Below are 13706 nucleotides of genomic sequence, written 5' to 3'. Positions count from 1 at the left end.
AAAACTTTATGGCACTCATTCATGCACTCAAGGCGGAAACGCCAGAAGTGCCTTTTTCCAAAGTGCTGATTACCGATGACGCCATCCAGCTCGATCAAGTCACGTTCAGCGATGAAGAAAAAACTGAGATTTATCAAAAAATCACTGCCTGTTATCCCGGTTACGATCAAACGCAACATCAGCTACTGCTCATTAACCCTAATGCCAGTGACCTCTTGCCCCAAAGACGCTGGCCCAAACACAATTTCATTCAGCTCATGCAACAACTGTTACAGCGCTATGAAAACGCGTTAATTTTAATTACTGGTGCGCCCAATGAAAAAGAAGAAGCAGAAGCCTTACGTTTAGAGGTTGCTAACCCGCGATGCATTAACTTTGCCGGTCAGCTCAAGTTATTGGAGATGCCCACTCTGTATTCCGTGTCGAGACTCATGGTCACCAATGACTCCGGTCCTGGGCATTTTTCGGCAATTACGCCCTTAAAAACCTATGTGTTGTTTGGGCCTGAAACACCTAAGCTTTATGGTTCTCTTGGCAATAGCACACCAATTTTTGCCGGTCTGGCTTGTTCTCCATGTGTCAGCGCCGCCAATCACCGCAAGACACCTTGCACTGAACCAGCGTGTATGGATGCGATTACCGTTGGTACGGTTTATAAACAAATTGAAATTGAGTTACGAGAAGATTAAGCGGTTAGCGCAACCGCTTTAATAGCCACCAAGCCACCAGCAATAAGACGAAGGAAGGTAAAAACGCGCCAAAAATGGCCGGAAATTGATAAACCACACTCAAATTACCAAAGATTTGGTTCAGTAGATTAAAGCTCATGCCAATAATAATACCGACAAAAATGCGCTGACCAATACTGACTTGGCGCTGCGAACCAAAAATGAGTGGAAACACCAAAGAGATCATGCCAACCATCATCAAAGGCATCACCATTTTGCGCCAAAAAGCTAACTTGTAGGGTTCTGCATCTAGCGCATTGGCTTCCAAAAACTGAATATACTGCCATAAATCAATCACTCCCATATAGCGCGTTTCGACATTCAATGTCGAGATCAGCGTCGGTGTCACTGGCAACTCAACAGGCAAGGATGCGCTAAGGGTTTCATTAAAGTCTAACAGCTTATTAATCGGCGCTTTCTGGGCTTCAATCGCGGTCCAATTTAATTGCTTATGCACGACATCATACAATCGCCATTGCTGATCTACTTCTGAAAAACGCGCCGTTTTGGCTTGCCAATATTCACTCAGGGCGCCTGCTTGCACTCGATAAATAGAAACATCATAAAACTGAGAGTCGGTGATGACTTGCCCAACATGAATGACTTTTTCACCATCTCGCATCCAAAAATCATCACTGGCACCAATTGAAAAGTTTTGGTGCAAAGCCTCGCTGCGCATTTTTTTAGCAAACCCTTCACTAATAGGGGCAATCCATTCCCCCATAATCGCCACGATAAGCCACAGCAACAATGCCGACTTCATCACCCCGATAAAAATACGACGAATCGACCAGCCAGTTACCCGTAACACGGTCAGTTCAGCATGATTGGCTAACCCACCTAACCCAATCAAAGTTCCAATCAATATGGCAACTGGAAATATTTCATACGCAAATACGGGCAACTTTAAAACAGTATAAAGCACCCCTTTATTCAAAGTGTACTCTTCAGTGAGCTTACCGACCTGAATCATAAACTCAGAAAAACCGAGAATAATCAATAACACCATTAAGACTAACAGAGTATGGCTAACCAACACGCGGCCTAAATAGCGTTCAATCAAGTTCATTGATTTGATCCTTTAAATGACCATTTCTTCGGCAACGAAATATGTGGCCATTGCAACCAAACCGGTTTGAGAGATGCATGACGCAGGCCATAAGCTAAAAACAAAAGTGGCACTGGCCATAACCCAATCCAAGGCGATAAATTTCCATCTGCGACCGCTTCTCTAAACGTCACCAGCAATTGGTTATAAATAACATAGAGCACCAATGCAAAAAACACCTTAGCAAATCGTCCTTCTCGTGGCCCTGTTCGGCTCATTTTTAATCCCAACATGCCCAATACCACAATACTGAATGGCGTAATCAAACGCCACTGTAACAGGGCCATATCGGCCGGATCACTCGACTGCCAAAGTAAAGCCGTTTCTCGTTCAAAGTGGCGCGCTCTTGCAGGTTTCGTTTGAAGCTCAGGAATAAAGCCTTCAAATCGCTCAAATGATCGCACAATTAAGGGTTGGTCACTGGATAAGCCTTCATAACTGTGCCCACGATATAACACCAAAGCCAAGCGTTCTCCTACCCACTCGAAACGACCGACCGGCGCCATCAACAAGACATCATTTCCCTCTGAACGCATCCGTACCCAAACCGATCGCATGGTGCCATCCTCTTCCAGAGACTGCATATAAAACACACCCTCCCCAGTCGATAACGGATTAAACTTCCCAGGTACTAATGCTGCCAGCGGCGAAGACACCTGCGCATCTTCAATCAAAGTGCGCTCTTGGCTATAGCTCCACGGAATTAGCCACAAGGAAATCCAAGCGGTCAATAATGCTAACGGCAATAAAAACCAAAACACCCGTCTTTTAAAATAGCCCATGCCGATGCCACAGCTTTGCAACACTACCATTTCCTGATCTTGATATAAACGCCCCAACGCCAACATGACGCTTAACAACGCAACCAAAGGCAAAATGACTTCTAAAGCGGGAGGAATCTTAGTGAGAAGTACCTGAAATAAAATACTGGATGGTAACGAACCTTCCACGGCAATGGTCAAGAGTTTGGTGGCTTCCGTACCAAATGTAATCAACAGTAAAACCGACAAGACTGCAAAAAAAGTGGCAAACAGTTCTCGGGTTAGATATTTGTCAAGAATTCGCAAAAAACAGTCACCAAAGCGTTAGAATAACGACATTAAGATAAAGTCAATCATTATACAAGAAGGGATGCAAACGCATGAAACAAATCCAGTTCCAACTGCAACAAACCAACACCTTATCGGATTATGACACACTCATTTTACCCGTGTTTGAGCAGGGAAAGACCACTGAACTGGGTCAGCAACTCGGCTTAGCGCATTTGATTGCCGACTTGGTCAACTCAGGTGATTTTTCAGCAAACCCTTCCGAAGTACAAATGTTATTACAACACCCTAGTGCGCCTTGCACACGACTGTTATTGGTTGGAATGGGCTCGGCAATAAACCTCTCTAATAAAACCTATTTAGACAGCTTAAATGCGGCTGCTAAAGCCTTAGACAACAGCGGTGCACAACAAGTTTTAAATACTTTAATTGATGTTTTTCCCGCCCAAAACAACCAGGCCTGGGCCATTTACCAGAATACGTTAGTCATCCAGCGCAGCCTTTACGACTATGAACATGAAAGCCGTAATAAAGCGGAGCTAAAAAATTCCAAACTCACTCAAATCACCTTTAATGTCGCTGCCAGTGACACTTTACAGTCACACCTTGAGCAGGCACAGGCCAGCGCATTAGGCATGGCGTTGACGCAAGACTTGGCCAATATGCCCAGTAACTTCTGTACACCAAGCTATTTGGCCGACACTGCAATTGGACTGGGAGAACAATATGGTTTTGACGTAAATATTCTTGACGCCAAAGAGATGATCGAAATGGGCATGGGCGCTTTTATGGCAGTTGCGCAAGGCTCTCATACCCCGCCTAAAATGATTTGCCTTGCTTATCATGGTGCAGATCCAACAGAAGCCCCCATTGCATTAGTCGGTAAGGGCGTAACTTTTGATACGGGTGGTATCTCCATCAAACCTGGCGAAGCCATGGACGAAATGAAGTATGACATGGGAGGTGCCGCCACGGTACTAGGCGTCTTCAAGGCCCTTGGACAACTCAAGCCCAAGCTTAATGTGGTGGCCGTCATTCCTGCAACTGAAAATATGCCGGCGGGTAATGCGATTAAGCCGGGCGATGTTGTCACTTCGTTATCCGGTCAAACCATTGAAATTCTGAATACCGATGCAGAAGGCCGCCTGATTTTATGCGATGCCTTAACCTATGCTCAGCAAACCTACAAGCCCTGCAAAATTATTGACATGGCAACACTGACCGGCGCTTGCATCATCGCTTTAGGTCATCAAATGTCTGCCGTGCTCGGTAACCACCAACCGTTGATTGATGATCTTTTGGCATCCGGCCTGAAAACCTATGATCGCTTTTGGCAAATGCCATTAAGTGAAGAGTATGATGAACAGCTCAAGTCTAACTTTGCCAACATGGCCAACATTGGTGGTCGCCCTGCTGGCACCATTACCGCAGCACAATTTCTGGCACGCTTTACCCAGTCTGTACATTGGGCACACTTGGATATCGCGGGGACTGCTTGGGTGAGTGGCAAAAACAAAGGCGCTACGGGTCGACCTGTTCCTGCGTTGGTTGACTATTTACTCGGCCAAGAATGAGTTCAAGCACCATGGCAGCTGCTGACGTCCTCTTTTATGTTTTAGAAACACAAGATTCGGCTTCACGGTTGCACTTTGTCTGTAAGCTGGTTCAGAAGATTTGGCATCAAAATCGTCAATGCGATATTTTTTGCCAACAGTCTTCTGAACTCGCCGCACTGGATGAAGCCATTTGGCAATATAAACCAGACGCCTTTATACCGCATTCGGTTGCACAGAGCCTGCCTGCCCCCATACAACTCTGGGAAGGCCAAGCCAACTCGGCTTGTCAGGATGTGCTACTCAATTTACATCCAAACTTCCCTGAGTCGTTTCAAGTTTATCAAAGAACGATTGAGGTATTGGATCAATCTCCCGAATTGATTCAACGAGGGCGAGAACGATGGAAAAAATACAAATCGTTAGGATTTGAACCAATTCTTCATAAAATTTCGTGAGGGTTTCATGCAATGGACATCACTCAACTATTAAGTTTTAGTGTGCAACAAAAGGCTTCTGACTTACACCTTTCAGCGGGGATGCCACCTTTGCTTAGAACGGATGGTGAGATCCATCGCATTGATATGCCCGCCATTGACAAGGAAGCCATGCAAGGTTTGGTGTATGACGTAATGAATGATGCACAGCGCCAAAAATTTGAAGCGGAATCCGAAGTTGATTTTTCATTTGAAATCCCAAAACTGGCACGCTTTCGCGTCAATGTATTTTTACAAAACCGCGGCATCGGTGCGGTTTTTAGAACCATTCCCAGTACAGTGTTATCACTTGAAGACCTTCATGCACCTGACATTTTTAAAGACATAGCAAACACCCCGCGAGGCATTGTTTTGGTAACCGGCCCTACCGGTTCCGGTAAATCGACTACGCTGGCGGCCATGGTTGACTACATCAACCAAACCCAATCTGCGCATATTCTGACGATCGAAGATCCGATTGAATTTGTACACCAATCCAAACGCGCTCTGGTCAATCAACGAGAAGTGAACCGTGATACCCGCAGCTTTGGTGCAGCCTTGCGTTCAGCATTACGGGAAGATCCTGACGTCATTCTTGTCGGCGAAATGCGCGATTTAGAAACCATAAGCCTAGCTCTGACCGCAGCTGAAACGGGTCACCTCGTATTCGGCACCTTACACACTAGTTCAGCGGCCAAGACCATTGATCGTATTATTGATGTTTTTCCTGCCGCTGAGAAGGCGATGGTGCGTTCGATGTTATCGGAATCACTGAAAGCCGTGATTTCACAGACCCTACTGAGAAAGCAAGGAGGCGGTCGAGTCGCGGCTCATGAAATCATGTTGGGCACGTCTGCCATTCGCAATTTAATTCGCGAGGATAAGGTGCCGCAGATGACCTCAATCATTCAAACATCCAATAAAATCGGCATGCAAACCCTTGATCAAGATTTAATGCGATTGGTCAATAATCGCACTATCACCAAAGAGGCTGCCCGCCAAAAAGCCGCTAATAAAGCGGACTTTATTTAAGAGGTGTCGGTATGTCTTCAGCGTTACAGCAGCAACTCCATACCCTATTGAATGCCTTTGTGAAACAACAAGGATCAGACCTTTTTATTACGGCCAATGCGCCCGTTTCAATTAAAAAAGAAGGTCAGCTTCAAGCCTTAACCAAGGATCCTTTAAGCGCAGAAGCTGCTCGACAATTGATTTTAGGGCTGATGACACCGAGTCAACAAAGCCAGTTTGCTGAACATAACGAATCCAATTTTGCCTATCAATTGCCCAATGTCAGCCGATTTCGTGTCAGTGCCTTTATTCAACAAGGCATGGCTGGCTGTGTTATTCGTCGTATTGAAGCCACTATTCCCGATTTTGAGAAACTGAACCTACCACAAAAATTAAAAGAATTGATACTAGAAAAACATGGGTTGATTTTATTCGTGGGCGGCACTGGATCGGGGAAATCGACTTCATTGGCCAGTTTAATTGATCATCGCAATCGCTCCACCCAAGGTCACATTATTACCATTGAAGACCCGATTGAATATGTTCACCAGCACCACAGTTGCATAGTCACTCAACGAGAGGTGGGCGTCGATACTGACTCCTATGAAACGGCATTAAAAAATACCCTACGCCAAGCCCCAGATGTCATCCTGATTGGAGAAGTGCGTTCTTCCGAAACCATGGAGCAGGCAGTTACCTTTGCCGAAACAGGCCATCTATGCCTATCTACGCTCCATGCTAATAACACCAATCAAGCATTAGACCGAATTATTAATTTTTTCCCAGAAGAAAGACGTGCACAGTTATTGATGGATCTTTCGCTCAACCTCAAAGCCATTGTTTCCCAACGTTTGCTTCCCAAAGAAGGGGGTGGACGGATTGCCGCCGTGGAAGTGCTTATCAATACCCCTCGGATGTCAGAGTTAATCTTCAATGGTCAAGTCAGTGAGATGAAAACGCTGATGAAAGCATCGCAATCTCAAGGGATGCAAACTTTTGATCAAGCATTATTTGAACTTTACGAAGCCGGAGCTATTCGTTACGAAGACGCTCTACGCAATGCGGACTCCTTAAATGACCTTCGATTGAATATCAAACTGAATAGTCAACGCCCTTTGCCAGATAATCTTGTATCAGAACAAGCTAACGATGCAGAACTAACGATGCAACCGACACCCGAAACAGAGAAAGATTAAGCGTGAAACTGATAAAAACCCACCAGGCCTGGCTTTTTTTACTGACGTTTACAATGACTTTTAGTAGTTATGCACAAACACCGCAGCCTACTATTTCTGAAATCACCCAGCAGTTTTGTGAAGACTTATCCAAGAAATTGCGCACCGTCAAACACCAAGAGTGTTTGGCTCTACAGCTCCATGCCAGCTTTAAACATCAAAGCGTTGAACAACGGCCACTCACCTATAAGGAAGTCGTTCCCAAGCCCAACACGCTACCGCCAAAAGGGCGTATTTTATTTATTGGTGGTATTCATGGTGATGAATATGCCGCCATTAGCCTGACCTACATTTGGCTAAGAACGCTATTGCAGCCCACAACCTCAACCGATTACCACTGGCTATTTTTACCCTTAGCCAATCCGGATGGCCTGTTTCAATCTCCAGCAACCCGTACCAATGCCAATACCGTCGATTTAAATCGCAATTTCCCATCACCGGATTGGCAAAAACTGGCACTAAAAACCTGGCAAACCCATACCGGAGCAAACCCACGCCGCTTCCCGGGTGATAATGCAAATAGCGAACCGGAAACCCAGTGGTTGGTTCAACTTATTGAACGTTTCCAACCAGATGCGATTATTTCACTGCACGCACCTTATGGACTGCTCGATTATGATGGCCCAGAACATGCCTTGCCCAATAAAATCGGACACCTGCGTCACCGTGCTCTTGGGACTTACCCGGGGTCTTTAGGCCGCTATGCGGGTGAATACTTAAATATTCCGGTATTAACGTTAGAGTTAAGATCAGCGGGGACGATGCCTTCTACTCAGGAAATTCAACATATGCTCAAGGACATTGAAACCTGGGTAGAAACCAAGATTGGCGCATCGGATTAAGCTCTAGAGGCTTCCCATAATTAGAGCGATGCGCTCAATAATTGAATTGCTTGATGAGATGGCTGAACGGACTCATGGACCAAATGCCAAGGTGCTTGTTGATCTGACTGTTTCTGCCAGTATTGCTCAACCCATTGACCCGCCTCAGTTGGGAAGCCTACATAATAAACTTCTTCTTCTCCTGGGTAGCGATAGACACTGACTTTTTGCCAATCCACATGATAGGTTTGTTGGGTTCTTAACCATTGATTAATTTGAGATAAGACTGCGGATTTTGTACCTGTTTCTTGTACCGAAGCCGCAACATCAGCTCCTTGAGTAATAATCACAGGGGTTGAGAGAGGCAATCGATATTGGTGCAGTAACACTTCCATCGCAGAATTATTTAAAACCACACAACCTCGACTGGCTAAAGGCGCGCGACTGTACGTCGATCTTGGCGTACCATGTAGCCAAATACCGGAACCCGTACGCCCTTTACGCTGATCCCAACTATTAGGATAATCCAACGTTAAGGCACCAACCCCATACAACTCCGGCAAACGTTCATCGGCCAAATTCTTCTCAATTCGGTAAATCCCGATTGGCGTTTTCATATCACCACGAAAACGTTTTCCGGTCCCTTTCTGTCCCAAAGTCACATAAAAATTAGCGACTTCTTGGTAGCCATTTTCAGTCGATTGGTAAACATAAATTCGATGCGCCTCACTATCGACAATTAATAAATGCGGCTCTTGACTGGTTTTTAACACATATTGCGCCAATAGGTTTTCCCAGTTTCCACGTTTGGATTCTGCGTGCGCATGGCCTTGCCAACGAACCTTGGCTTCCATCAATAATGATTGCGCCTTGTTTTGAGCATGGAAACGCTGTAACAAGTCCATTCGACCAGCCTTAATGGCATATAAATCAGCCTTCAACATTTTTGCTAATTGATAACTTGGAATTTGTTGTGCCAAACTTTCAAAATCCTGCAACCCTTGGTCAAATGCAAAGGTCTGAATTGCTTGAAAACCCGTCAGCAATTTTTTTTCTGTCTCAACTGCATCCGAAACGTCAGCAGCCAATAACGGCATCGGCAAAAAACAAAGCCAAAAGGCTAACAGTTTCCAAATCGGCATCTGAAGATGGCTACTCATAAATCACCGCTTCTTTCATAATTTTCCAACCTTGCGGAGATTTTTGCCAAAGTAATTTTTTGCGCACTCTGTCTTTAAAGCGATTCGATTCATAGGCTTGCCAAAACTGAACTTGTATCACCTCTTTGGCGATTGGAACCACTGAAATATCTTGAAGTTGAATCTGAATATAACGCGGCCCCTTCACACTAAATTGCCGATTTTTTTCCCAAGCCTGGCGGTTTTGAAAGTCTTCATCATAATAATCGGATTGATAACTGGCAAGGTAGACGGATAAATTTTGCTCAGACCATGCCGAACGCCAGGTTTCAAGCTGTTGCGTCACCTCAGCGATATCACGCTTGACCTGCTTTAAAGCCGCCACTTCAGCCGGATCAATATCATAGTTCGCAAAGAGTATCCACTCACCCTTCGGCTGAGATATTTCATCGGCATTAAAAACATTTTGATAAGCCAACTGAGCCTGATAAGCATAGATTTGTTGTAAATTGTTTCGCAAGGTTGCAATTTTGGGTATTTTATTAAGAACCGTTTCCAGCACCTGTTGGGCTTGTTCATAACGTTGTTGTCGGATATAAGCCACTGCCAAATTATTACCAACAATTAAATTCGCAGGTTCTGCCAGATGTAAAGGCGTTAATATCTCAATAGTGGTTTGATAGTCCTGTTGCTGTAAAGCAGCCTCTGCTTTTTGCAAGGTTTGCTGCTGAGTAGGTGCTGGAGCTGCCTGAACTGACAGCGATAAAAGGGCGATCAAGTTCACCCCCATTAGCCTCACTACCGCTTGCTGGCCAATTTTTATCATTTCACCTATTGTTGCCATTCACCTAACCTTCGAAATTCATTCTTGCTATTTTGTTACCTTAACAAGGCAGCGCTATCTTAACGCAAATCCCCTATCCCAACCAGTGAAGATTTAAGCGACTTCAATTGATCTCTCAGTTCTGCTGCTTTTTCAAAGTCTAAATCTTTAGCGGCTTTAAGCATTTGTTTTTCGAGCTGTTTTATTTGGGTCGCCTGCTGAGCAGGGGTCATCCGCTTTCTTGCAGCTTGACCAGACTCTTGTTGATAGTCACCCTCCGCTTCAGCCGCTCTTAACTGATCCGCAGAAGAACCTGGCCTACTGGCATAAGGTGAATCATCCAGAATATCGGTGACTTTTTTGTTTAACTTTTGCGGCGTAATGCCCTGTTCCAGATTGTGTGCAATTTGTTTTGCACGTCTGCGTTCGGTTTCATCAATGGCTTTTTGCATAGAAACCGTGACTTTATCAGCATACAAAATCGCCTTACCTGCCACATTTCGTGCAGCACGACCAATCGTTTGAATTAAGGATCGTTCAGAACGTAAAAACCCTTCTTTATCGGCATCTAATATGGCAACCAATGACACTTCTGGAATATCCAAACCTTCTCGCAATAAGTTAATCCCCACCAACACATCAAATTCGCCAAGTCGCAAATCGCGAATAATCTCTATCCGCTCAACCGTATCAATATCCGAATGCAAATAGCGTACTCTAACTTGATGCTCTTCCAAGTATTCCGTTAAATTTTCTGCCATCCGCTTGGTTAAGGTTGTGACCAAAACTCGCTCTTGTACATTCACTCTTAAACGGATTTCACCGAGTAAGTCGTCTACCTGAGTTAAAGCCGGACGCACTTCAATTTCAGGATCTAATAAACCAGTCGGGCGCACCACCTGCTCTACCACTTTAGACTGGTGTTCTGCTTCATAGATCGAGGGGGTCGCTGACACAAAAATGGTTTGTGGCAAAATTCGTTCAAATTCATCAAAACGCATTGGACGATTATCTAGCGCAGATGGTAACCGGAAGCCAAAATTCACCAAATTCTCTTTTCGGGAACGGTCGCCCTTATACATTCCACCCACTTGAGGAATGGTAACGTGACTCTCATCAATAAACATCAAGGCATTTGCTGGCAGATAATCTAATAGGGTTGGCGGGGCCTCGCCCTGATTACGTCCAGACAAATAGCGAGAATAGTTTTCAATCCCCGAGCAATAGCCCAGTTCAGTCATCATCTCGATATCGAGCCGTGTCCGCTCTTCCAAACGCTGCGCCTCAACCAGTTTATGATTATCTCGCAATTCAGTTAAGCGCTGTTTAAGCTCAACCTTGATTTGTTCTATAGTTTCAAGCACCCGTTCTTTCGGGGTTACATAATGTGACTTAGGGTAAACGGTTACCCGAGTCGGTCGTGTTAGCACTTCTCCGGTTAGAGGATCAAACCATGCCAGTGCATCGACTTCGTCATCAAATAACTCAATGCGTACGGCATATTCTTCTGCCTCGGCTGGGAACACATCAATCACATCCCCACGCACCCGAAAACACCCTCGCCAAAGTTGCAAATCATTTCGGGTATATTGCATGGTGGCCAACTTTTCTAAAATCATTTGACGCGTCAACTTATCGCCTAAACGCAGCTGCAAAATCATTTTTAAATATTGATCCGGATCCCCTAACCCATAAATCGCAGACACAGTGGCAATCAAAACCACATCTGGCCTTTCCAATAATGCTTTGGTAGCCGATAAACGTAACTGCTCTATCTGCTCATTCACCGAAGAGTCTTTGGAAATATAGGTATCCGATGCAGGGACATAAGCTTCAGGCTGATAGTAGTCATAATAAGAAACAAAATATTCAACCGCATTGTGCGGGAAAAAGCTTTTCATTTCGCCATAAAGCTGCGCGGCTAAGGTTTTATTATGCGCTAAGATAATTGTTGGTCGCTGAACCTGAGCAATGACATTCGCCATGGTAAAGGTTTTTCCCGACCCCGTAACGCCCAACAAAGTCTGAAACGCTTCGCCATCTTCAAGACCTTCAACCAGTTCTGCAATGGCGTTAGGTTGGTCACCTGCAGGTTGATACTGAGATTCGATTTGAAATGCTTTTGCCATAACCGAGGGAATAATCCTTTTCATCTTTTGTCGAACTTCTTTCAGACCAAAACGGATTGAAAAGGGTTCTAGGGCATCTTGATAAGATTGCCTTGAATTTTCTCTTAAAAAGAAATCCATTTGGTTGTAAAATGATTGTCATATTTTACCTGAGCGTGTCACTGAACGAAACCTTAAAGCGCTTTATTTTTAAGCGACTTAGGCTTAACGTTGGTGACAGCCATTTACTATTGATGAGATCCAACTTCCATGTCTAGACTGTCAAATCGTGTTAACCGAGTCCAACCTTCCTTAACCCTCGTTATTTCTGCCAAAGCGGCTGAACTCAAACGCGCTGGTAAAGATATTATCAGTCTGGGCGCGGGTGAACCGGACTTTGATACTCCAGACCATATCAAGGCAGCAGGCATTTCAGCGATTAACTCCGGACAAACTCGCTATACCGCCGTCGATGGGACACCGGAATTAAAATCTGCCATTATTGAGAAATTCAAACGGGATAACCACTTGAGCTTTCAAAATGATGAAATTTTGGTTTCTTCAGGCGGCAAACAGAGCTTTTTCAACCTGTGCCAAGGGCTATTAAATGATGGGGACGAAGTGATTATCCCCGCGCCCTACTGGGTTTCCTACCCAGATATGGCGATCTTGGCCGGTGGTGTACCGATTATCATTGAAGCAGATATTGAGCAACAGTTCAAAATCACCGCAGAACAGCTTAAAGCAGCCATTACGCCTAAAACCAAAATGGTGGTGATTAACAGTCCTTCAAATCCAACTGGTGCGGTTTATACCGCAGACGAATTACGGGCGCTAGGTGAAGTTTTACTCGCCCACCCAAATATTGTGATTGCCTCTGATGATATGTATGAGCATATTTTGCTTAGCGACACGCCCTTTACCAATATTCTTGAAGTCTGTCCCGATTTAAAAGACCGCACAGTGGTTATGAATGGCGTATCAAAAGCCTACTCCATGACGGGGTGGCGTATTGGTTATGCTGCAGGCCCCAAAGACTTAATTACCGCCATGCGTAAGGTGCAGTCCCAAAGCACCTCAAACCCTTGTTCTATTTCGCAAGCCGCCTCGGTAGAAGCTTTGAATGGCCCGCAAGACTGCATTCAAACCATGCTTGTTCAATTTAAAAAACGCCATGAATTTGTCGTTGAACGTGTGAATGCGATTCCAGGATTCAAATGTTTGCCTGCAGCAGGAGCTTTCTATGCATTTATGGATGTCAAAGACGCCATGAAAATAAAAGGATTTGATAATGATGCTGATCTTGCCACGGCCATTTTAGAAACAGTTGATGTCGCTGCCGTTCCTGGCTCTGGTTTTGGCGCAGCAGGACATCTACGAATTTCCTTCGCCACCAGCATGGAAAACTTGGTCGAAGCCCTCAATCGTATTGACCAGTTTATGCAACAAAAGTAACTGACGGTAGCCACTAAAATAGCCAGGCCTGGCTATTTTTACGGGCAGAACGGACAGATTCAAAACCAAAGAAGCTAAGTTTTAAGCCTCTATTCAGCTTATCGTTCTATACTTTGCTTTTTTATGCGTCATTCTGAACAGCCGTCTTTTCTAGACAAGCGCTAAAAAAATTCATTTTCAAACTTAATTATGGAACCGAA

The 13706-nt window shown here is 44.8% G+C and carries 12 protein-coding genes; 7 read left to right on the top strand and 5 right to left on the bottom strand.

What is annotated here, in order from left to right:
* The coding region (locus CYQ88_RS05775; RefSeq protein ID WP_143483767.1) for a glycosyltransferase family 9 protein at positions 1-689 on the top strand (689 nt) is incomplete at its 5' end.
* A gap of 4 nt (positions 690-693) precedes the next feature.
* Here the strand turns inward: CYQ88_RS05775 and lptG are convergent.
* Positions 694-1797 (bottom strand): LPS export ABC transporter permease LptG, encoded by a 1104-nt coding sequence (gene lptG, locus CYQ88_RS05770; protein WP_101840404.1) that lies wholly within the window; start codon positions 1795-1797, stop codon positions 694-696.
* The gene (gene lptF / locus CYQ88_RS05765; protein ID WP_101840403.1) at positions 1794-2903 is read right to left on the bottom strand and encodes an LPS export ABC transporter permease LptF; all 1110 of its coding nucleotides are present in this window, start codon (positions 2901-2903) and stop codon (positions 1794-1796) included. Before lptF ends, lptG begins: the two co-directional genes overlap by 4 nt.
* Positions 2904-2977: 74 nt before the next feature.
* On the opposite strand from lptF, the gene CYQ88_RS05760 reads away from it, so the two are divergent.
* The 5 genes from CYQ88_RS05760 to CYQ88_RS05740 are packed head-to-tail and all read left to right on the top strand — an operon-like array spanning position 2978 to position 8002.
* A complete protein-coding gene (locus CYQ88_RS05760; protein ID WP_101840402.1) occupies positions 2978-4459 on the top strand; it encodes a leucyl aminopeptidase in 1482 nt (493 codons plus the stop codon).
* Positions 4460-4470: 11 nt separating this feature from the next.
* On the top strand, positions 4471-4896 hold the full coding sequence (locus CYQ88_RS05755) for a DNA polymerase III subunit chi (protein WP_233188820.1): 426 nt from the start codon (positions 4471-4473) through the stop codon (positions 4894-4896).
* A gap of 12 nt (positions 4897-4908) precedes the next feature.
* Positions 4909-5946: a type IV pilus twitching motility protein PilT gene (locus tag CYQ88_RS05750; protein WP_101840400.1), complete on the top strand. Its 1038-nt coding sequence runs from the start codon at positions 4909-4911 to the stop codon at positions 5944-5946.
* An 11-nt stretch (positions 5947-5957) separates the two neighbouring features.
* Positions 5958-7121 carry a PilT/PilU family type 4a pilus ATPase gene (locus CYQ88_RS05745; RefSeq protein WP_101840399.1) on the top strand — a complete coding sequence of 388 codons (1164 nt, stop codon included), beginning with the start codon at positions 5958-5960 and terminating at the stop codon, positions 7119-7121.
* Between the two features lie 2 nt (positions 7122-7123).
* Positions 7124-8002, top strand: a complete 879-nt coding sequence (locus tag CYQ88_RS05740; protein ID WP_233188819.1) for a M14 family zinc carboxypeptidase — start codon at positions 7124-7126, stop codon at positions 8000-8002.
* Positions 8003-8022: 20 nt separating this feature from the next.
* On the opposite strand, the gene CYQ88_RS05735 is transcribed toward CYQ88_RS05740, so the two are convergent.
* The 3 genes from CYQ88_RS05735 to uvrB are packed head-to-tail and all read right to left on the bottom strand — an operon-like array spanning position 8023 to position 12072.
* A complete protein-coding gene (locus CYQ88_RS05735; protein ID WP_101840398.1) occupies positions 8023-9141 on the bottom strand; it encodes a murein L,D-transpeptidase family protein in 1119 nt (372 codons plus the stop codon).
* The gene (locus CYQ88_RS05730; protein WP_101840397.1) at positions 9134-9964 is read right to left on the bottom strand and encodes a nuclear transport factor 2 family protein; all 831 of its coding nucleotides are present in this window, start codon (positions 9962-9964) and stop codon (positions 9134-9136) included. The genes CYQ88_RS05735 and CYQ88_RS05730 overlap by 8 nt, the downstream gene beginning before the upstream one ends.
* A gap of 59 nt (positions 9965-10023) precedes the next feature.
* Complete coding sequence (uvrB, locus tag CYQ88_RS05725; RefSeq protein ID WP_101840409.1) at positions 10024-12072, bottom strand: excinuclease ABC subunit UvrB; 2049 nt, start codon at positions 12070-12072, stop codon at positions 10024-10026.
* A gap of 249 nt (positions 12073-12321) precedes the next feature.
* On the opposite strand from uvrB, the gene CYQ88_RS05720 reads away from it, so the two are divergent.
* Positions 12322-13506, top strand: a complete 1185-nt coding sequence (locus CYQ88_RS05720; RefSeq protein WP_101840396.1) for a pyridoxal phosphate-dependent aminotransferase — start codon at positions 12322-12324, stop codon at positions 13504-13506.
* The last annotated feature ends 200 nt before the right edge of the window (positions 13507-13706 follow it).

The sequence above is a fragment of the Hydrogenovibrio sp. SC-1 genome (assembly GCF_002848135.1).
Lineage (GTDB): Bacteria > Pseudomonadota > Gammaproteobacteria > Thiomicrospirales > Thiomicrospiraceae > Hydrogenovibrio.
This window is presented reverse-complemented; position numbering and strand designations above follow the sequence as displayed.

Bases quoted from the DNA above. Each gene is read 5' to 3' on its own strand.
- lptG (WP_101840404.1), bottom strand. From the start codon at position 1,797: ATGAACTTGATTGAACGCTATTTAGGCCGCGTGTTGGTTAGCCATACT.
- CYQ88_RS05760 (WP_101840402.1), top strand. From the start codon at position 2,978: ATGAAACAAATCCAGTTCCAACTGCAACAAACCAACACCTTATCGGAT.
- CYQ88_RS05755 (WP_233188820.1), top strand. From the start codon at position 4,471: ATGGCAGCTGCTGACGTCCTCTTTTATGTTTTAGAAACACAAGATTCG.
- CYQ88_RS05750 (WP_101840400.1), top strand. From the start codon at position 4,909: ATGGACATCACTCAACTATTAAGTTTTAGTGTGCAACAAAAGGCTTCT.
- CYQ88_RS05745 (WP_101840399.1), top strand. From the start codon at position 5,958: ATGTCTTCAGCGTTACAGCAGCAACTCCATACCCTATTGAATGCCTTT.
- CYQ88_RS05735 (WP_101840398.1), bottom strand. From the start codon at position 9,141: ATGAGTAGCCATCTTCAGATGCCGATTTGGAAACTGTTAGCCTTTTGG.
- CYQ88_RS05730 (WP_101840397.1), bottom strand. From the start codon at position 9,964: ATGGCAACAATAGGTGAAATGATAAAAATTGGCCAGCAAGCGGTAGTG.
- uvrB (WP_101840409.1), bottom strand. From the start codon at position 12,072: ATGGCAAAAGCATTTCAAATCGAATCTCAGTATCAACCTGCAGGTGAC.
- CYQ88_RS05720 (WP_101840396.1), top strand. From the start codon at position 12,322: ATGTCTAGACTGTCAAATCGTGTTAACCGAGTCCAACCTTCCTTAACC.